At 47.8% G+C, this 18,632-nt stretch carries 21 protein-coding genes; 19 read left to right on the top strand and 2 right to left on the bottom strand.

Annotated elements, in window-relative coordinates:
- The first annotated feature begins 4 nt into the window (after positions 1 to 4).
- Both KNQ07_RS06560 and KNQ07_RS06555 read left to right on the top strand, forming a co-directional pair.
- Positions 5 to 2,305, top strand: a complete 2,301-nt coding sequence (locus KNQ07_RS06560) for a glycoside hydrolase family 65 protein (protein ID WP_214765576.1) — start codon at positions 5 to 7, stop codon at positions 2,303 to 2,305.
- 222 nt (positions 2,306 to 2,527) lie between these two features.
- Entirely contained in the window at positions 2,528 to 3,379 is an 852-nt protein-coding gene (locus KNQ07_RS06555; RefSeq protein ID WP_012369661.1) for a YitT family protein, read from the top strand.
- A gap of 62 nt (positions 3,380 to 3,441) precedes the next feature.
- Here KNQ07_RS06555 and KNQ07_RS06550 read toward each other — a convergent pair whose 3' ends face one another.
- Entirely contained in the window at positions 3,442 to 4,251 is an 810-nt protein-coding gene (locus tag KNQ07_RS06550) for a Cof-type HAD-IIB family hydrolase (protein WP_214765573.1), read from the bottom strand.
- A 193-nt stretch (positions 4,252 to 4,444) separates the two neighbouring features.
- On the opposite strand from KNQ07_RS06550, the gene KNQ07_RS06545 reads away from it, so the two are divergent.
- From KNQ07_RS06545 to KNQ07_RS06475, 15 genes are all read left to right on the top strand, one after another.
- A complete protein-coding gene (locus KNQ07_RS06545; protein ID WP_012369663.1) occupies positions 4,445 to 4,639 on the top strand; it encodes a YjzD family protein in 195 nt (64 codons plus the stop codon).
- A 63-nt stretch (positions 4,640 to 4,702) separates the two neighbouring features.
- Entirely contained in the window at positions 4,703 to 5,836 is a 1,134-nt protein-coding gene (iadA, locus tag KNQ07_RS06540; protein WP_214765570.1) for a beta-aspartyl-peptidase, read from the top strand.
- Between the two features lie 12 nt (positions 5,837 to 5,848).
- Positions 5,849 to 6,340, top strand: coding sequence for a thioredoxin family protein (locus KNQ07_RS06535; protein WP_012369665.1), 492 nt, complete (start codon positions 5,849 to 5,851; stop codon positions 6,338 to 6,340).
- Complete coding sequence (locus tag KNQ07_RS06530) at positions 6,333 to 7,112, top strand: phosphatidylserine decarboxylase (RefSeq protein ID WP_214765567.1); 780 nt, start codon at positions 6,333 to 6,335, stop codon at positions 7,110 to 7,112. The genes KNQ07_RS06535 and KNQ07_RS06530 overlap by 8 nt, the downstream gene beginning before the upstream one ends.
- Positions 7,113 to 7,168: 56 nt before the next feature.
- Complete coding sequence (locus tag KNQ07_RS06525; RefSeq protein WP_214765564.1) at positions 7,169 to 8,518, top strand: ArsB/NhaD family transporter; 1,350 nt, start codon at positions 7,169 to 7,171, stop codon at positions 8,516 to 8,518.
- Between the two features lie 151 nt (positions 8,519 to 8,669).
- Positions 8,670 to 9,254, top strand: a complete 585-nt coding sequence (locus KNQ07_RS06520; protein WP_026829034.1) for a YqeG family HAD IIIA-type phosphatase — start codon at positions 8,670 to 8,672, stop codon at positions 9,252 to 9,254.
- A gap of 140 nt (positions 9,255 to 9,394) precedes the next feature.
- Entirely contained in the window at positions 9,395 to 10,501 is a 1,107-nt protein-coding gene (gene yqeH / locus KNQ07_RS06515; protein ID WP_026829033.1) for a ribosome biogenesis GTPase YqeH, read from the top strand.
- Positions 10,501 to 11,286: a shikimate dehydrogenase gene (gene aroE, locus KNQ07_RS06510; protein WP_214765561.1), complete on the top strand. Its 786-nt coding sequence runs from the start codon at positions 10,501 to 10,503 to the stop codon at positions 11,284 to 11,286. Before yqeH ends, aroE begins: the two co-directional genes overlap by 1 nt.
- Position 11,287: 1 nt before the next feature.
- Positions 11,288 to 11,581, top strand: coding sequence for a ribosome assembly RNA-binding protein YhbY (gene yhbY, locus KNQ07_RS06505; protein WP_012369671.1), 294 nt, complete (start codon positions 11,288 to 11,290; stop codon positions 11,579 to 11,581).
- Positions 11,578 to 12,147, top strand: coding sequence for a nicotinate-nucleotide adenylyltransferase (gene nadD, locus KNQ07_RS06500; protein ID WP_114596449.1), 570 nt, complete (start codon positions 11,578 to 11,580; stop codon positions 12,145 to 12,147). Before yhbY ends, nadD begins: the two co-directional genes overlap by 4 nt.
- Complete coding sequence (gene yqeK, locus KNQ07_RS06495; RefSeq protein WP_214765558.1) at positions 12,137 to 12,712, top strand: bis(5'-nucleosyl)-tetraphosphatase (symmetrical) YqeK; 576 nt, start codon at positions 12,137 to 12,139, stop codon at positions 12,710 to 12,712. Before nadD ends, yqeK begins: the two co-directional genes overlap by 11 nt.
- On the top strand, positions 12,709 to 13,056 hold the full coding sequence (gene rsfS, locus KNQ07_RS06490) for a ribosome silencing factor (RefSeq protein WP_012369674.1): 348 nt from the start codon (positions 12,709 to 12,711) through the stop codon (positions 13,054 to 13,056). The genes yqeK and rsfS overlap by 4 nt, the downstream gene beginning before the upstream one ends.
- Positions 13,056 to 13,784 carry a class I SAM-dependent DNA methyltransferase gene (locus tag KNQ07_RS06485; RefSeq protein ID WP_214765555.1) on the top strand — a complete coding sequence of 243 codons (729 nt, stop codon included), beginning with the start codon at positions 13,056 to 13,058 and terminating at the stop codon, positions 13,782 to 13,784. Before rsfS ends, KNQ07_RS06485 begins: the two co-directional genes overlap by 1 nt.
- Before the next feature lie 190 nt (positions 13,785 to 13,974).
- A complete protein-coding gene (locus tag KNQ07_RS06480; protein ID WP_214765552.1) occupies positions 13,975 to 14,592 on the top strand; it encodes a helix-hairpin-helix domain-containing protein in 618 nt (205 codons plus the stop codon).
- Positions 14,592 to 16,751, top strand: coding sequence for a DNA internalization-related competence protein ComEC/Rec2 (locus tag KNQ07_RS06475; RefSeq protein WP_012369677.1), 2,160 nt, complete (start codon positions 14,592 to 14,594; stop codon positions 16,749 to 16,751). Before KNQ07_RS06480 ends, KNQ07_RS06475 begins: the two co-directional genes overlap by 1 nt.
- A 35-nt stretch (positions 16,752 to 16,786) precedes the next feature.
- Here the strand turns inward: KNQ07_RS06475 and KNQ07_RS06470 are convergent, their stop codons facing one another.
- Positions 16,787 to 16,948, bottom strand: coding sequence for a YqzM family protein (locus tag KNQ07_RS06470; protein WP_012369678.1), 162 nt, complete (start codon positions 16,946 to 16,948; stop codon positions 16,787 to 16,789).
- Between the two features lie 102 nt (positions 16,949 to 17,050).
- Here KNQ07_RS06470 and holA point away from each other — a divergent pair, with 102 nt between their 5' ends.
- Both holA and KNQ07_RS06460 read left to right on the top strand, forming a co-directional pair.
- The gene (gene holA / locus KNQ07_RS06465) at positions 17,051 to 18,052 is read left to right on the top strand and encodes a DNA polymerase III subunit delta (protein WP_214765549.1); all 1,002 of its coding nucleotides are present in this window, start codon (positions 17,051 to 17,053) and stop codon (positions 18,050 to 18,052) included.
- A 12-nt stretch (positions 18,053 to 18,064) separates the two neighbouring features.
- Positions 18,065 to 18,496 (top strand): GNAT family N-acetyltransferase, encoded by a 432-nt coding sequence (locus tag KNQ07_RS06460; protein WP_214765546.1) that lies wholly within the window; start codon positions 18,065 to 18,067, stop codon positions 18,494 to 18,496.
- The last annotated feature ends 136 nt before the right edge of the window (positions 18,497 to 18,632 follow it).

Here is an 18,632-nt window from a genome sequence, read left to right as displayed (position 1 = left end):
AATCATGAAACGATTGTTTGATATCAATGAATGGAAAATTACGGAGCAGGGTTTTCATCCGGAAGACAACCGGCTTGCTGAATCGATGACAGCGATCGGAAACGGTCATATGGGAATGCGCGGAAATTTTGAAGAAGACTACTCGGGAGACACGCATCAAGGGATGTACGTCGCGGGCGTCTACTACCCGGATAAAACACGGGTCGGCTGGTGGAAAAACGGCTATCCGGAATATTTCGCCAAAGTCTTGAATGCCGTCAACATCATGGGACTTCGTGTTTCGATCAATGGCAAGAATGTCGATTTAAACGAGTGGGAAGTCGTCGATTTTAAACGGGAACTCGACATGCAACACGGTGTTCTGACACGGACGATGCTGATCCGAAACGGAATCGAGGAAACGAAAATTGAGTCGAAACGCTTCTTCTCGATCGTTGATAAGGAATTAGCTGCACTTCGTTACACGGTCACACCGGTCAACTTTGATGCGGAAGTCGTCATAGAATCCTATCTCGACGCCGACGTCGAAAACGAAGATTCTAACTATGACGAGAAATTCTGGCTTCCGGTCGAGCACGGCGTGGAAGAACGGTTTGCTTACGTCACGTCAAAAACGAAGAAGTTGGACTGGCATGTCACGGCGGCGATGATTACCGATGTCGAAGGTGCGAGATGCGAAGTGCTTGAAAGTACATTACAATATGTCGCCAATCGTTTCACGAAACAGGTACCGGCCGGCGAAGCAGTGACGGCTGAAAAGTTAGTGGCCCTCGTCACGAATCGTGATTATGAGATTGAAGACTTGCTGGCACAGGCGATGAAACGCGTGAATGACGCTTTTGAGAGCGGATTTGACAATGTGCTTGCAGCACATGAAGCGGCCTGGTTGAAGCATTGGGAAGAAGCGGACGTGAAGATTGAAGGGGATATCGAAGCCCAACAGGGAATTCGTTTTAACATTTTCCATATGTTCCAGACGTACACAGGCGAAGATTCCCGCCTGAACATTGGGCCAAAAGGATTTACGGGAGAAAAATACGGTGGGGCGACTTACTGGGATACAGAAGCATATTGCCTGAACTTCTATCTTGCGACATCGAAGCCGGAGGTTGCCTGGAATTTGTTGAAGTACCGTCATAACCAACTCCCACAAGCAAAAGAAAATGCGGATAAAAATGTCGGAATGAAGGGTGCTTTATATCCGATGGTGACGATGAACGGGGAAGAGTGCCACAATGAGTGGGAAATTACGCATGAAGAAATTCACCGGAACGGTGCGATTGCCCATGCGATTTATAACTATACGAACTACACAGGAGATACCTCTTACCTCGGACAATACGGCTTTGAAGTGCTCGTTGAAATCGCACGTTACTGGGCGAGTCGCGTCAACTATGTCCCGCATAAAGATGTTTATATGATTCTTGGTGTCACTGGACCAAATGAATACGAAAATAACGTCAATAACAACTGGTATACGAACTTAATGGCTGCCTGGTGTCTCGAGTATGCGCAGACCGTCTATCGTCACCTGGAGCAGGAAGAACCGGCACGCCTCGAAGAATTGATGCATCAATTGGCTCTCACGGAAGAAGAATTAGCTCACTGGGCCGAGATTGATCAGAAAATGTATTATCCGAAAGACGATTCTGTTCCGGATGTATTCATGCAGCAAGACGGTTTCATGGATAAGGAACAGATTATGGTCGCGGATCTTGATCCAAAACACCTACCATTAAACCAAAATTGGTCGTGGGACCGTGTTCTGCGTTCTGTCTTCATCAAACAGGCTGATGTTCTGCAAGGACTCTATTTCCTGACGGATCGTTTCTCGATCGAAGAGAAGAAGAAAAACTTTGATTTTTATGAGCCGCGGACGGTCCATGAATCATCACTTTCACCTTGTATCTATTCGATCATTGCGGCTGAAGTCGGTTATGAAGAAAAAGCGATGGAACTCTATCAACGTTCGGCACGGCTCGATCTTGATAACTATAACAACGATACGGAAGATGGTCTCCACATCACGTCGATGGTCGGATCCTGGATGTCAATCGTTCACGGATTTGCCGGACTGCGTGTCGAGCAGGGGACATTGTCCTTCAAGCCGATGTTGCCAAAGGGCTGGACGAGTTATTCGTTCCGGATGCAATGGCGTGGACATCACATTCTCGTTCAGGTCAAGCAGAACGAAGTGTGCATTGAACAAAACGTAGGTGAAGCCTTTACGTTACAGCTTCACGGTGAACCGGTTGAAGTCCCGGCAGAAGGTACGGTTACCATTCCAGCTTCGATGACTGTTTAAGAAAACCCGAAAAAAGACGGATTTTTACCGGATATAAAACAAAAGGGGGCGGATGTCAAATCTGCCCCTTTTTTTCATCTGAGGAAGAATGTGTTCAACTTCTGAAAATGAGAGCGTTACCAAAAAAAGAAATGTAATTCTTTCATCATCTTGACTATCCGGACACATTTGTTATGTGCTAAAGTGTTCCAAGATAGTTTACGAATGAGAGGAGAACAAGGTGTGACAGCGGTTGTAAAGGAAAGTATGCTAAAAGTGATTGTCGCCTCGATTGGCGGGTTCGTCATCGCAGTAGCGATGAACTGGTTCTTGATTCCAAGTGGTGTTTACTCGACAGGATTTACGGGACTTGCCCAGATTTTAACGCAGGTGTTACAAGGGACGGCGTTTGCTTTCGGGGAAAACGTCTGGTTTTTAGTCTTGAATCTGCCATTGATTGTTTTAGCATGGATCATGCTCGGACGCAGTTTTACCATCATTACACTGATATCGGTTTTGGCGACAACGATTTTTATCGGACTTATTCCTCAGTATGCTGTTATTCCGGGTGATCAAACGCTCAATGCCGTATTTGGTGGGGTCTTACTGGCAATCGGAACCGGAATTACGATTAAATTCGGGGCATCTACGGGTGGTTTTGATATCGTGGCATTGATTTTTGCCCGTTTCTCCGACCGGAGCGTGGGATTATACCTGTTTGTATTGAACTTTTTGATTGCAATCCTTGCAGGAGCATTGTTTGGTTGGTCGACGGCACTGTATACGATTGTCTTCATTTATGTCACGTCGAAAGTCGTCGATGAAATTCATACAAGCAATCAACGGTTGACGATTTTCATCATTACGAATCATGCCGACGATATCACGACGGCACTTCATCAACACATCATTCGCGGAATTACTCAGATGCCGGCCATCGGGACGTACTCACGGGCTGAGAAGTCGACGCTGATGATGGTCATCGAACGGCATGAGTTGCGCGATATTGAACGGATTTGCCGCGATGCGGACGAAACGGTGTTCATCAACGTCGTCGCGACAGACTCTGTCGTCGGTTACTTCCGTAAAGGGTAAGGTGAAACAACAAAGCCGGCTTTTCTGTCTGATGGACAGAGAAGCCGGCTTTGTTCATGAGATTAAATCAGGCCGAGCACATGTTTCAGGTAATAAGCGATTCCGTCTTCCTGGTTCGATTTCGTCGTACCGTTGGCAACCAGTTTCAGTGCTCCGATGGCGTTGCTCATCGCGACACCATGCCCGACGTACTCGAGCATTTCCAAGTCGTTTTCTTCATCTCCGAAAGCAATGATCTGTTTTTGTTCGATTCCGAGATGACGTGAAATTTGGTGTAAGCCGATTGCTTTACTCGTCCCTTTTCGCATGACCTCGACCATATATTCCGGTTTGACCCATTGACGGTTCAAGACCGTTTCCGCATGAATGCTTGAAAGTTCGGACCGAATGTCCTGGACATGTTCACCTTTCGCATGAATTAGGAGCGATGTCGGTTCGTGTTGCAGAACCTTTCGTAAATCGCCGGTCGTTACGGATAAAGCATGATCTGTATAGAATTCATAAATTCCGACCGGATCATTTTGGAAGTAAACATGATCGGTCACCTCACACACGATATTTTGTGTTTTCGAGTCCGATACCGACTCCAGGATGTGCTGGACGGTTTTCAGCGGAATCGGATGATGGCTGACTTCAAAATGTGGATCATGCGGATGGTGAACCAGTCCGCCGTTAAAATTGACGATCGGTGTCGTCAATCCGAGTTCATCGTAATAGCGTTTCGCGTGCCGGAAAGGACGTCCGGTGGCGATGACGACTTCGTGGCCGTTCTCGCGTGCCGTTCTCAATGCGTGTAAGTTGGCCTGACTGATGGTTTTGTCGTCGCGTAATAATGTGCCGTCCAAATCGATGGCGATCAGATGACGTTGCATGGGATACTCACTCCACTCTGGATTCATTACGCTTACTGTAGCATAATCCATCGAAAAATATCTAAAATTGTCTGCTTTTTGAATTCGGGAAAGCGTTTAAAAAAATCGGAGAAAAGCTGTCCGTTCCCTTAAAAAATGATATACTACGAAACGTAGGACATTAAAAAGTAAGTTAAGAAATGGAGGGGGAAGAATGCGTTTTCTCGTTACATTCTTCTGGTCGTTCTTACTCGTGAACACAGCCGTGTTCATCGTATCAGCGGTCGATGCAGTCACGTATAACTTCGGATTCGCGACAGCTATGTCAGTCGTGACTTCACTTGTCGTCTTCGCACTTGATGCAGTCAATGAAGATCTTGGTCTTGGTCAAGGGACAAAGGCAGAATAAGGTAAAAGCGAGATATCGTCATTTGGACGATAGGCTCGCTTTTTATGATTTGGGAGGCAAGTGATGATAATACTTAAAAATGTGACAGTAGCCGGTGAAGCGACGGATGTACTGATTGGTGCGGGGAAGATTCTTGCCATCGGTTCCTATACGGTGGATGAACGGCTGATTACTCAGACGATTGACGGGACGGGGAAACAACTGATCCCGGGTCTGCTCGATGGACACGTCCATCCAATCGGCGGGGGCGGGGAAGGTGGTTTTGCAACACGGACACCTCCGCTTTCGGCCGCTGATTTTCTCGAAGCAGGTGTCACGACCGTCGTCGGATTGCTTGGAACAGATGGCTGGACACGAACAGGAATCGATTTGCTCGCACACTTGCGGGGCTATACGAGCCAAGGAATCCGTTCTTTTCTCTTGTCAGGCAGTTACGCCGTCCCGCCGGTTTCGATTACGCCGTCGATTGCTGAAGATATTCTGTTGATTAACGAAGTCATCGGAATTGGTGAGATTGCGATCAATGATCATCGTTCCACCCAACCGACGGTCCATGAGTTGTCACGTCTTGCTTCGCAAGCACGGATTGCCGGTCTCTTAAAAGGAGTGCGGGGAACGATGAATGTCCATATCGGCGACGGGAAACGCGCCCTTGCTCTGCTCGAAGAAGTAGTCGAAATGACGGATATTCCGATTACCCAATTTTTGCCAACGCACATCAACCGTAGTGAACGGGTTTTTGAAGCCGGCTTACGTTGGGCGAAACAAGGCGGGCGTATTGATTTTACGACCTGTACGACGGAAGCATTCATTAAAGAAGGGGAAATTCCAGCAGGACAGGCGCTTCACCGTGCTCTTGCTGCCGGTATTCCTTTGACCCGGATTACGATGTCCAGTGACGCCGGTGCAAGCCTGCCTGCCTTTGACGAGAGCGGGAAACTGCTTCGTCTTGAAACCGGAAAACCGACCTCGATGTTGGATGCGGTCCGTGAAGCAGTGAAGCATGGCGTGCATTTCAAGGACGCGATTCAGACGGTCACGTCAAACGTCGCCGAGGCCTATGGTATTTCCGGAGGGAACATCCAACCAGGTGAACGTGCCGATCTGTTACTGATTGATGACGCTTTGCAAATCGATACGATTCTTGCAGAGGGGCATGCTATAATGATTCAGAAAAAATGGCTGTTGCCAAAATGACGGAGGGATACTGTGTCAAAGAAATCTAACCGTGTGAAATCAACCAAAAAACCGCAATCGAAAGCTAATTGGATTACGGCTGGTGTGATTGCGCTGATCGTCTTAATCGGGGCGACGATGTTACTGTTTACGGATCGAGAGGATACCGCCTCTAAAAACGGAAACCTAACTGCGAGTCAAGTGTCGGATAAGCTGAAGTCCGGTGATGAATTTTATACGTATTTTTATCAGACAGGATGCGTACACTGTGAAAAAGTAAAACCGTACTTAGTACCACTCGGTGAAAAACAGGATATTCCATTTGAACAGATTGACTTAGCTGTCGAACAGTCGGCTTGGGACACGTTTGGAATCGAAGGCACACCGACTGTCGTTCATTTCAAAGATGGAAAAGAAGTCAGCCGCGTATCCGGAGAGCAGACAGAAGACGCGTATAAAGAATTTTTCGCAGGGAAAGCCGTGAAAAATTCCGAGGAAGAGTCGTCAGGTGATTTAAATGATTAAAAAATGGTTCTTTACACAACTGTTTGAACTGAACGGTCATCCGGCCGTCGCAAAACAATTGCGGCGTTTTGCGATGAGTCCGGTCAGCCGTCCGCTGATTCGACCGTTTGTTAAAATGTATGACTTACAGATGCAGGAGGCGGATCAGCCGCTTGAGTCGTATAAGACGCTGCATGATTTGTTTGTCCGGAATTTAAAGGAAACCGTTCGTCCGATTGACCAGTCGGAGCAAGCTGTCGTCAGTCCGTGTGACGGCGTCTTATCGGTTGTCGAGGATTTGACGGAAGACAGTCATTTTACCGTCAAAGGGCAGACGTATTCGGTATCTGAGTTGCTCGGTTCGCACCATGAAGCCGATCACTACATCGGAGGAAAGGTATTGATTTTTTACCTCAGTCCACAGAACTATCACCGGGTGCATGTACCAATCGACGGAACCGTTCGGACGAGCTATACACTCGGCCGTGATTCGGCACCGGTCAATGATCTCGGACTTGAATACGGAAAACGGCCGCTGACGCGAAACTATCGCCGGGTCACCCGCATCACACACGGGAAACACGCACTGGAGCATGTCATGGTCGGTGCTTTGAACGTCAACACCATCGTTCAGACGAATCCAGACCGGGAAGTCAGACGCGGTGACGAGTTCGGCTATTTCTCATTTGGTTCAACAGTCGTTTTGATTTGCCCGAAAGATGCGATGACGTTAGAACCGAACATAAAAGGTCCTGTTTTAATGGGACAACGCATCGGTTATTGGAATTCATGAATGAAGACGCTCCCGTCACGAAGGGAGCGTTTCGTCATGCTTAGGAGGAAACTGTCATGCAGGTTTTATTATTTACGGGAGCGTCGGGTTCGTCGCTTCAAATTTACGGGGCCTTATTCATTTTTTTAGTGACCTATGCTTTGATCATCAGTGAAAAAATCAGCCGAGCGATCGTCGCCCTGTTAGGTGCACTGGCAATGGTGATATTCGGAATCGTCCGTTTGGAATCTGCCTTGTTTGAATACGTCGAATGGGGAACGATCGTCTTATTGATCGGGATGATGATTTTAGTGACGATTGCCAACCAATCGGGCCTGTTTGAATACATCGCGATTCGGGCGGCGAAGAAAACAAAGGGAGATCCCGTGAAAATCCTGATTTTACTGTCCGGATTGACGGCACTCGGATCTGCCTTTTTAGACAATGTCACGACAGTTCTGTTGATTGTTCCCATCACGTTTTCGATTACGAAAGTCTTAAAAATCAAACCGTTCCCGTTTTTACTCGCGGAAGTTTTATTTGCCAACATCGGCGGAACAGCAACATTAATTGGTGATCCCCCGAACATCATGATCGGAGCAGCCAATCCGCATTTGACGTTCAATGCTTTTTTGTTGAATCTTGCACCAGTGATCGTGCTGATCACCGTCGTGACGATCGGTATTTTGTACCTGGTCTTTCGAAAACATTTGCACGTGGAACCGGAGGATCAGCAAAAATTAATGGAAATTGACGAAAACAGCTACATCATCAGCCGGAAGCTGGTCATGCGCAGCAGTATTGTCTTAGTCAGTACGATCGTCTTATTCGTCATCCATCCGTTGCTCAGTCGAATCGGTCTTCATCTCGAAGCACCGGCGATTGCGATTCTCGGCGCAACCGTCTTGATGCTGCTGACGATTGAAAACAACCATCAATTGGAAGAAGTATTTGCCCGGGTCGAATGGACGACAATCTTTTTCTTCGCCGGACTGTTTATTCTCGTAGGCGGAATTCAGGAAGTCGGAATCATCCGTTTCCTGGCGGAGAAAACGATTACGTTGACAGGCGGAGACATCCAGACGACGGCAACAGCTGTTCTTTGGTTATCGGGTGTTGCCAGTGCAACGATTGATAATATTCCGTTCGTGGCGACGATGATTCCTTTAATCAACGATGTTGCGGCAGGAATCGGATTGTCGCCGGACAGCCAGCAAGTCGACGTCCTCTGGTGGTCGTTGTCGCTCGGAGCATGTCTTGGCGGAAACGGGACGTTGATCGGGGCGTCAGCCAATGTCATTGTCGCGGGACTTGCGACGCGGCAGGGGGAGAAGTTTACGTATGGACGATTCCTGCTTTACGGAGCGCCGATCACCATCGTGACGCTGATTATCTCGCAACTTTATTTATGGATCCGCTATTATTAAACAGAAATGACGAAACGGAAGAGACACGTGCTCTTTCGTTTTCTTTTGGTCGTCGCTCTATCAAATGGATTGTGCTATAATCGAACGATAAGAACATAACTGTTTCTTAAACTTAACTATAGAGCTAGACCATTATCTGGAGGTTTTATTCTTGTTTAAACGACTTTATCCAAAACATTTTGTGGCGTCGATCTATGATATCGACTTAGAGATGTTAAAACGAAACGGTGTCAAAGCAATTTTGACGGATCTTGATAATACACTTGTTGCTTGGAATATTGCCGATGCTCCAGACGAATTGGTGTCATGGCTCGATATGGTGAATAACCAATACGGATTTGACGTCATCATCGTCTCGAATAACAACGGCGATCGAGTCAAGAAATTCGCGGATCCACTTGGCTTACATTATATTGCACCGGCACGTAAACCGTTACCGATCGGCTTTAAACGCGCGTTGACGGAATTTGGTTATCACGCGAAGGAAGTTGTCTTCCTTGGAGATCAACTGTTTACAGATGTGTTAGGCGCAAATTCAGTAGGTATCGAAGTCATCCACGTGCAACCCGTCGTCAAGACAGACGGTGTCGTCACAAAATTTAATCGCTTGATGGAACGGTTGATTTTCCGTCGGATGAAACGCAAAGGCATCTACAAATTGACGCAACGTGTCAAAGAAGATCCGGCAGCGTTAAAACACCCGATTGAAACGCTTCGTCAAGATAAGCAGCAATGACCCTGTCATACCGGTAGATGAAAGGATAGGCAGCAGTCGCAACATGTACGGCGAAAGGTCGGAAGTTACGCTCTTGGAGTGGCGTGCAGGGCGCTACGTTGAATAGAGAAGGGAAAGTCCCGATGCGGCTCAACACACACATGGAAGAAATCAATTGCGCAGGCTGTGGTGTCGCGATCCAAACAGAGGATCCAAAAGCACCTGGTTATGCGCCTAAATCTGCACTTGACCGTGAAATGGTCATTTGCCAACGTTGTTTTAAACTAAAACATTACAACCAAATTCAAGACGTCGCATTAACGGACGATGATTTTGTCAAAATCTTAGATGGAATCGGTCAAAAAGATGCATTAGTCGTTAAAATTGTCGATATTTTTGATTTTAACGGAAGTTGGTTACCTGGATTACACCGGTTTGTCGGAAAAAATGATGTGTTGCTCGTCGGAAATAAAGCCGACCTGCTCCCGAAATCACTTAATCCGAATCGTCTGATGAACTGGATGCGCCAAACATCAAAAGAACTTGGTCTGCGTCCGGTCGATGTCCATCTGATCAGTGCGAAAAAAGGACACGGTGTGGATGAGTTGGCGGAAAAAATCGATTATTACCGTAAAGGACGCGACGTTTACGTCGTCGGCTGTACGAACGTCGGTAAATCGACATTGATTAACCAAGTCATCAAACGTTTCGGTGAAGAAGAAGAAGCTGTCATCACAGTCAGCCACTTCCCGGGAACGACACTTGATTTGATTGATATCCCGCTCGATGATAACTGTAATCTGTACGACACACCGGGAATCATCAATCATCACCAAATGGCACATTATGTGGATGCAAGAGACTTGAAATTGATTACGCCGAAAAAAGAAATCAAGCCGCAAGTCTTCCAAATTCATCCGCAACAAACGTTGTTCTTCGGTGGTCTGGCACGTCTTGACTACATGGAAGGCAACAAACGGTCATTCGTCATCTATATGTCAAATGACTTAAAAGTACACCGGACGAAGCTCGACAAAGCAGACGATCTGTATGCGAATCATAACGGAGAATTGTTATCACCGCCGAATGAGAAGACGCTTGAGATGCTTCCGCCGCTCGTTCGACACGAGTTCAGTCTACGCGACAACATGAAAACGGATATCGTTTTCAGTGGACTCGGTTGGGTGGCAGTTCACGGAAAAGGCGGACGAGTTGCTGCCTATGCACCAAAAGGTGTTGCTGTCTCATTACGTGAGGCGCTTGTCTGATGCAATTTGCTGTCATCGGTCATCCGATTGCCCATTCACTTTCACCCATGTTGCACGAAACATGGCTGAAGGCGGCTGGGCTTTTCGGTTGTTATACCATGGTAGAAGTTGAAGCGGATCAATTGGAAACATTCGTTCAGCAGGTAAGAGCACGCCAGTTTGACGGAATCAATGTGACGATTCCGCATAAGTCGGCCATCATTCCTTTTCTCGACCGTCTGGAACCGGCAGCAGTACGCGCCGGTGCCGTCAATACCGTGTATTGGGACGGAGATGAACTGGTCGGTGCGAATACAGACGGCACCGGGTTTGCCCGTGCTCTGGCTACGCGAACGCATGCGAAAAACAGTTTAGTGATTGGTGCCGGGGGAGCGGCCCGCGGAATCATTCCGATGCTTCCCGGTCACGTCACGGTCATGAACCGAACGAATCAGACGGCTGAACAGGTGGCTGCTGAATTCGGACAATCTGCTGTTCCGTGGTCAAGGACGCTTGATTTGACGCCATATGATGTCATCATCAATACGACTTCTGTCGGAATGGCTCCTGCCATCGATCAGACACCAATTGAATTGACAGCGACGACAGCCTTGATTTGTGATATTATTTATCGACCGACCCCGACCCGTCTTTTGCGGGAAGCGACCGCAAACAGGCTTGATACACTTGATGGTGTTTTAATGTTTGTACTACAAGCGGCTGAAGCATTTGAACGCTTCACCGGTCATAAACCTGACATCGCTCTCGGCGAGCAGGTGATTAGAAAGCAATTGGAGGAATCATAATATGTTAACAGGTAAACAAAAACGGTATTTACGCGCAACGGCTCACGACTTAAGCCCGATTTTCCAAGTCGGAAAAAACGGTGTTGGTGAAGCGATGTGTGCAGACTTGATGGATGCACTCGAAAAACGTGAACTTTTGAAAGTACAAGTGCTTCAAAACTGTGCCGACGCTCCGAAAGATGTCGCGGCTGAGCTCGTTGACGGAACGAATGCAGAACTCGTTCAAGTCATCGGAAAAGTCATCGTTCTCTACAAGGAATCGAAAGAGAATAAGACACTTCAATTACCGCGATGAAGATCGGTTTGATGGGCGGAACGTTTGATCCACCCCATATCGGTCATCTGCTGATTGCCGAACAAGCGAAAGAGCAACTTCAACTGGATGCGGTCTGGTTTTTGCCGGCAAAACTGCCTCCGCACAAACAATCGACCGTGACGAGTGCGGCGAAACGTCTGGAACTTGTCCGAGCAGCCGTCCGGGACAATCAGGATTTTTCAGTATCGGAGATTGAGTTCGAACGGGAAACGAAATCGTACACGTTTGATACAATCCGGGAACTGAAGAGACGTTATCCCGAGCATGCATTCTTTTTCCTGATTGGTGCGGATTCATTAGTCAGTTTAGGGACATGGCACCGGTCGGAAGAGTTGTACAAGGAAATCGAGTTCGGGGCAGTCGCACGTCCGGGCAGTCGTTATCTGATTCCGGAAGGTGCGCGTGTCACAGCAGTCGATATGCCGTTGCTTGAAGTCTCTTCGACCGATATCCGGCAACGGGTGGCGAGAGGACGCAGTATTCGTTATCTCGTTCCGGAACCGGTCCGACAATTAATCGAGGAGTGGAACCTCTATGCGACTTGAAGAAGCGAAACGAATCATTAAGGAAACATTGCCTGAAAAACGTTTCATCCATACACTCGGTGTCGTCGAGACCGCCATTCAAATGGCACGACAATACGGAGTTCAAGAAGACAAGGCTGCTTTGGCAGCCATGCTGCACGATTATGCGAAATATCGGAATGTGTCCGAGATGCAACGTGTAGCAGTGGAACTTGGACTGGATGAATTACTCAATTATGATGAAGAATTATTGCATGCACCGGTCGGGGCAGAACTCGTCAAGCGGGAACTCGGGGTGGAAGACGCTGATATTTATCAAGCCATCGCCAACCATACGACGGGTGCTCCGAACATGCCGCTGCTCGATCAAGTCATTTTTGTCGCAGATGCGATTGAACCGAATCGTCATTATCCGGGTGTCGAACAGCTTCGGCAAATCGCGCAGGAAGATTTGACGCAAGCTGTCATCGCGACACTTGTTCAGACGATTTCATTTTTATGCAAAAAACAAACAGTGATTTTTCCGTTGACGATTAAGACGTATAATGCGTTCGTGCCGGAAAAACGAAAGGGGACCGTCCTATGACAGTCGAACAAGAATTAAAATTAATCGTAAATGCAATTGATGATAAGCGTGCCGAGGACATCGTCGTACTCGACATGTCGAGCATTTCACCGATCGCGGATTACTTCGTAATTTGTGAAGGGAACTCGGAAAAACAAGTGCAAGCCATCGCGCGTGAAGTGAAAGAAGTCGCGCACAAAAATGAATTACCGATCAAACGACTAGAAGGAATGGACGCGGCACGCTGGGTCCTCGCAGATCTTGAGAACGTTGTCGTTCATGTCTTCCACCGTGATGACCGTGATTACTACAACCTTGAGAAGCTCTGGGCAGATGCTCCTAAAGTCGAAGTCGAGATTGACTAATGGCGTACGAACAGTTTGCGTATGTCTATGACGAACTGATGCAAGACGTCCCGTATCCCGAATGGGTCGCGTGGGTACTTGAACAGGTCGAGCCCGGCAAGCGAATTGCGGATATCGGTTGCGGAACCGGAACGGCAACCTTGTTACTGGCTGACCATTATGAAGTCACCGGTGTCGACTTATCGGAAGAGATGCTTGAAATTGCCCAAGAAAAAGCAATGGAGACCAATCGGCACGTTGATTTTTGGGTACAGGACATGCGGGAACTGGAATTGCCGGAACCGGTGGATGCGATAACGATTTTATGTGATTCCTTGAATTACTTGCAGACGGAAGCAGATGTCAAAGAGACGTTCGACAGTGCAGCACGTTTGTTGACGGACGGTGGAAAGTTGTTGTTTGATGTTCATTCCCCGTATAAAATGGAGACGTTATTTAACGGGAAAACATACGCCACCCATGCCGAGCAAAGTTCGTATATCTGGTTCGCAGATCCCGGTGAAGAACCGTTATCGGTTGTTCATGAACTGACCTTCTTTATTGAAGGCGAGGACGGCCGGTACGATCGTGTCGACGAGACACATCATCAACGGACATATCCGCCGGAACAATATATCACTTGGTTGCGCGAAGCAGGTTTTCGTGTATGTGCCGTAACCGGTGATTTTAAATCCGATGCACCAACTGAAACAGCCGAACGTATTTTTTTCGTTGCTGAAAAAATATAAAGGTCTCTAACCATCAACGAATCTCATGTTGATGGTTTTTTTGACGTTGTTTTCGGGTGAACCGATGGATGATTGAATCAAAGGGAAGAATAAAGGCGGTCAGGAGAGGCACGTCACCGGATAATGAAGATTAGTCCTGTTCAGAAGCGACGGAAAGATTGATACAGTCGAAGGGACAGGAGGGATATGGATGACGATTCCACGTTTACAGCAAGTAGCAACGATCACGGTTGTTCTCTTACTGCTCGTTGTCTTATTTGTTCCGCTGCCTTCATGTTCGAACGAAGCATTGGTTGAAAAACCGGCAGTCGTTGAACGAGAACAGGAAGCACAGGCAGAAGACCGTTCGGCGGATCAGACGCTCGTCCAGAAAAAAATCATGGTTGATATCAAAGGGGCGGTCAAGCGGCCCGGTCCATACAGTTTTCGACTCGGTGATCGCGTTCAAGATGCCATTAAACGAGCGGAAGTGACGGCGGAAGCGGACATCAAACAACTTAATCTAGCAGCACGTTTAATTGACGGTCAGGAAGTGATTGTTCCGACTAGAAAAAAGGCCAAGTCATCCAAGAAGGCGGCACCGGAAACTTCTGAACAGGCAGAAATTCCGAAAGGACTGCTCGATTTAAACGCAGCGACAGAAGAACAGCTGCTGGAAGTGCCGGGAATCGGTCCTGCTAAAGCCGGTGCGATTCTACAATACCGGGAAGAAAAAGGCGGTTTTGCAACGTATGAAAATCTTGGAGATGTAGAAGGTTTCGGACCAAAGACACTTGAAAATCTGAAAGCATATCTCATTGTCTACTGATGCCGCTGTTTCCGTTGTTTTTTATGATCGGACTTATTGCCTTAAAGGAATCTCTGTGGCTGGTTGCAATCTGTTCAATGATTCTTATACTAAAGTCCTGGTCGATGTCGAGGTATTCTGTTTTGTCACTTTTAGGACTGACGGTCGTGTTTTTACTGAGTATGCCGACAGAACAGCCGCTTGCACCGATCACAGTCATCGATATTCTGGACGCGAAACAGAACGGGGACCGAATCCGGTATCTCGCAAAATCCCATAATCAACAAATCGTTGTCGCCGCCACATTGGATGAAAAAACAGAGAGCGACTATGAACGGATCGGACAACGCTGTGAAGTCGAGTTGGAAGAACGGCCGGTGTTGCCGAGAGTGAATCTGGGCGGATTTGATGAAGCCCGTTGGATGCGCACCGAACAGTTACGGGGGAAATATGAGGTCGTGAAATGGGGCAAATGCACCGAAACTCCCGGATTGGGAGCGAACGGGCGGCGGATTCGCCAGCAGTGGATGACACGGATTGAACAACTTCCGGTCAAACAAGCGTTGTATGTGGAAGCTTTAGTGTTAGGCGAAGACCGCTTAATGGATCAGATGACGATGGAACGCTTTAAAAAGTTCGGACTCTTGCATGCAATCGTCATCTCCGGTTCACATATTGCCTTTTTAATTTTGACGGTCTTGTGGTTCTTAAAAAAACTGCGGTTGACGCGGGAGCGGAGATTTGAATTTCTATTGTTGACTTTGCCGTTATATGGATGGTTGACAGAATGGAGTGCCCCGGTCACACGGGCGGTCTGTGTCGCGATGGTGTTGCTGTTTTGTCACCGGATCAACCGGCGGCCGGATCCTTTGTGGGTCGTCAGTTTGATTGGTGCGCTTCAATTGGCGATTTCGTATACATCTTTGTATGATGTCGGATTTCAACTGACTGTCGGACTGACGATTTTTCTGCTCCTGTCCCGTAAGATGTGGGAAAAAATCAAACGTCCTTGGAACTGGCTGCTGATCAGCCTCTGGGCTCAAATCATGACAAGTCTTGTGTTGCAGCTGGCGCAACAGACGGAAGTTTCGTTGTGGTCGCCATTATTGAACATTCTTCTTGGCGGGTGGATAGAATGGGTGATTTTACCGCTGTCTTTCCTGGTCGGTACCGCGGTACTGATTCCATCGTCCGATAATCTGATTCGTCTGCATGGTCAGGCGACGTCTTTTCTCGATCAAGCATTGGCTTGGGCGGAAAAGCTGCCTGTCCCGACGGTTGCTGTTCATCTTTTTTCGTTGCCCGTACTTCTGATCGGGACAGGAACCGTCCTTAGCGGCTGGTGGTTAGCCGAACGAAGATGGTTCGGGCATCTGGTCCCGCTGGTCGGCCTGCTTGCAGCAAGCCTCTATATGGACCATCAGACGCCGGAGCGAATTACCTTTCTTGATGTCGGACAGGGAGACAGTACGGTCATTGAAAAAGCGGGGGAAACGTTTGTCATTGATACAGGAGGAGCGTTTTCCTTATCCATCCGTCCGCCGTTACGACCGTTTGATCCGGGAGGACAAATCGTTGCCCCGTTTTTACATACACGGGGAGAAACACATATTGAAGGATTGGTCGTCACACATGCGGATCATGATCATATCGGCGGATTGGTCGGTCTCTTGCGGAAGATTCAAGTAGACACGGTTTATATGGGACAGTTTGATAATCAAGATCCGAAACGGCGCGCATTGATTGATCAGATTGAAGCGACAGGAACACGGATTCAATTCATTCATTCGAGACAACGGATTCGTCCCTGGCTCGAAGTGGTGGCTCCGGCAACAAACGCAGAAGAAGAAAATGACCGGTCGGTCGTATTGCTTGCCGATGTTGCGGGGAAGCGCGTTTTGCTGACGGGGGATGCCAGTATTGATCAAGAGGAGACGTGGTCCGTCCAGAAGGTCGATATTTTAAAAGCCGGTCATCATGGTTCGAAAACATCGACCGGAGAACAGCTTCTGCAGAAAACGGATCCGGATCTGGTTATCATTTCGGCAGGGCGGAACAACCGGTATGGTCATCCTCATCCGGAAGTACTGGAACGAACAAGAGACCGGACCGTCATGCGGACCGATCAATCGGGAATGATAACTTGTTCTGCAACGGGCTGTGAACCTATGCTAAAATAAAAAACAGCAACCCCCCAAGGTTGCTGTTTTATTGATTATAGGCTTAAGAATTTAATGACAACGCCAATGATGAACAAGACTGCGAAAAAGCCGAACGATGCGCCAAAACCGACCGCTGAGTCAAGCGCGTCATTACGTTTTGACTGAATGTCGTTTTCAAACGCATTCTCACTTGGTGGACGTACTGAATGTGCCATGCTGCATTCCCCCTAAAAATAGATTCCGCTTCTAGTATAGCGGAATAAAAGAGGATTATCTATGATGAAGTTAAGAACAAACTGTGAAATGTGGTGGGGAAGATGAAAACACCTTGGCTTGTCAACGGAAAACTGGCGAACCTTTATTTATTATATGGAACGGAACGACATCTTTTGGAAGAGTGGGAACGTGAAATCGTCAAAGCCGCTTTACCGGACGGTGAACGTTTTGACTACATGAAAATTGATTTAAACGACCAACCGCTCGACGCCGTCCTGGACGAAGCGGAAACCGTCCCTTTTTTAAGTGATTACCGTGTCGTCATTGCCAAACCGGCTACTTTTTTAACGGGTGCAAAGGATAAAAAAACACATAATGTGGAACGGTTAGCCGAATACATCGTTCAACCTGCCGATTATGCAGTGGTCGTGTTGATCGTCGAGTCGGAGAAACTGGATGAGCGGAAAACAATCGTCAAACGGTTAAAGGACCGGGCTGTCATACTCGAGGCGAAGAAACCGACGACGGAAGAACTGTTTCGTTTCGTGATGGATGCTGTTAACGACAAAGGATACCGGATGGAGCGGCCGGCTATCGAACGATTGATTTTTTTGACGGGTGAGATGTGGGCGACACTGACACGTGAACTGGATAAACTCATGCTGTATGCCGGGGATCATCCGACGATTGAACTGGAAGATGTTAATTTACTGGTGCCGCGGACGTTAGAGGATAACGTATTCCAATTGACGGATTATTTGATGAAACGACAACTGGAACCGGCGATTCGTTTGATTCGGGATCTTGAAAAACAGGGACAGGAAGTCTTGGCATTACTCGGGCTGATGGCACGCCAGTATCGGATGATGCTGTTGTCAAAACGTCTGGCGGAACAAGGATACGGGGAGCGGCAAATCGCGTCAAAAGTCGGAGCGCATCCTTATGCCATCAAACTGGCCTTACAGGCGGGGAAACGGTTTACGTTTGCGCAGCTGGAGCAGGCGTTGGTCGCCATTACGACGACGGATGAAGGGATGAAGACGGGCAGAGGAGACAAACGAATTTTGTTTGATGCCTTGATTGTGCGGCTCGCTACATTATAGGAGGAAAAACAGATGGAGATTCGAATCATTCAAGCACCTGAAGTCATTTCACTTCGACATGAAGTATTGCGCCCGAACCAACCAATTGAGATGTGTACGTATCCGGACGATCAACGGGAAGGCACCTTCCACCTTGGAGGAATCAAGGACGGACACATCGTCGCAGTCGGTACTTTCATACAGCGTTCCCATGAGACTTATCCGGAATTGACCTTTCAATTACGGGGGATGGCGACAAGTCCTGCTGTTCGTGGTGAAGGGTATGGAAAAGCATTGTTGGAAGAGGCGCGGAATCGACTGAAAGCACAAGGTGCAGACGGTTGGTGGTGTAACGCCCGACTCGTTGCCGTTCCTTTTTATGAGCGACTAGGTTTGACGGTGGCAAGCGAATCATTTGAGATTGAAGGAATTGGTCCGCATCATATCATGGTGGATCGTTTCTGAGAAAAAGCAAAACCATCCGACAAGACCGTCGGATGGTTTTTAAACATGACGAATTGTAATATTAAGTGCAACACCTAGCTGAAAACACAAAAAAAACCCATAACGGCCTCGTGTAGAATAGAGTTACCACACAAAA

It is taken from the genome of Exiguobacterium sp. s145, from assembly GCF_018618835.1.
Taxonomy (GTDB): domain Bacteria; phylum Bacillota; class Bacilli; order Exiguobacteriales; family Exiguobacteriaceae; genus Exiguobacterium_A; species Exiguobacterium_A artemiae.
Note: the sequence above shows the minus strand (reverse complement) of the source record. Positions and strands in the feature narration are given on the sequence as shown.

Bases quoted from the DNA above. Each gene is read 5' to 3' on its own strand.
- KNQ07_RS06560 (WP_214765576.1), top strand. From the start codon at position 5: ATGAAACGATTGTTTGATATCAATGAATGGAAAATTACGGAGCAGGGT.
- KNQ07_RS06550 (WP_214765573.1), bottom strand. From the start codon at position 4,251: ATGCAACGTCATCTGATCGCCATCGATTTGGACGGCACATTATTACGC.
- KNQ07_RS06545 (WP_012369663.1), top strand. From the start codon at position 4,445: ATGCGTTTTCTCGTTACATTCTTCTGGTCGTTCTTACTCGTGAACACA.
- iadA (WP_214765570.1), top strand. From the start codon at position 4,703: ATGATAATACTTAAAAATGTGACAGTAGCCGGTGAAGCGACGGATGTA.
- KNQ07_RS06530 (WP_214765567.1), top strand. From the start codon at position 6,333: ATGATTAAAAAATGGTTCTTTACACAACTGTTTGAACTGAACGGTCAT.
- KNQ07_RS06525 (WP_214765564.1), top strand. From the start codon at position 7,169: ATGCAGGTTTTATTATTTACGGGAGCGTCGGGTTCGTCGCTTCAAATT.
- yqeH (WP_026829033.1), top strand. From the start codon at position 9,395: ATGGAAGAAATCAATTGCGCAGGCTGTGGTGTCGCGATCCAAACAGAG.
- aroE (WP_214765561.1), top strand. From the start codon at position 10,501: ATGCAATTTGCTGTCATCGGTCATCCGATTGCCCATTCACTTTCACCC.
- yhbY (WP_012369671.1), top strand. From the start codon at position 11,288: ATGTTAACAGGTAAACAAAAACGGTATTTACGCGCAACGGCTCACGAC.
- nadD (WP_114596449.1), top strand. From the start codon at position 11,578: ATGAAGATCGGTTTGATGGGCGGAACGTTTGATCCACCCCATATCGGT.
- yqeK (WP_214765558.1), top strand. From the start codon at position 12,137: ATGCGACTTGAAGAAGCGAAACGAATCATTAAGGAAACATTGCCTGAA.
- rsfS (WP_012369674.1), top strand. From the start codon at position 12,709: ATGACAGTCGAACAAGAATTAAAATTAATCGTAAATGCAATTGATGAT.
- KNQ07_RS06485 (WP_214765555.1), top strand. From the start codon at position 13,056: ATGGCGTACGAACAGTTTGCGTATGTCTATGACGAACTGATGCAAGAC.
- KNQ07_RS06480 (WP_214765552.1), top strand. From the start codon at position 13,975: ATGACGATTCCACGTTTACAGCAAGTAGCAACGATCACGGTTGTTCTC.
- KNQ07_RS06475 (WP_012369677.1), top strand. From the start codon at position 14,592: ATGCCGCTGTTTCCGTTGTTTTTTATGATCGGACTTATTGCCTTAAAG.
- KNQ07_RS06470 (WP_012369678.1), bottom strand. From the start codon at position 16,948: ATGGCACATTCAGTACGTCCACCAAGTGAGAATGCGTTTGAAAACGAC.
- holA (WP_214765549.1), top strand. From the start codon at position 17,051: ATGAAAACACCTTGGCTTGTCAACGGAAAACTGGCGAACCTTTATTTA.
- KNQ07_RS06460 (WP_214765546.1), top strand. From the start codon at position 18,065: ATGGAGATTCGAATCATTCAAGCACCTGAAGTCATTTCACTTCGACAT.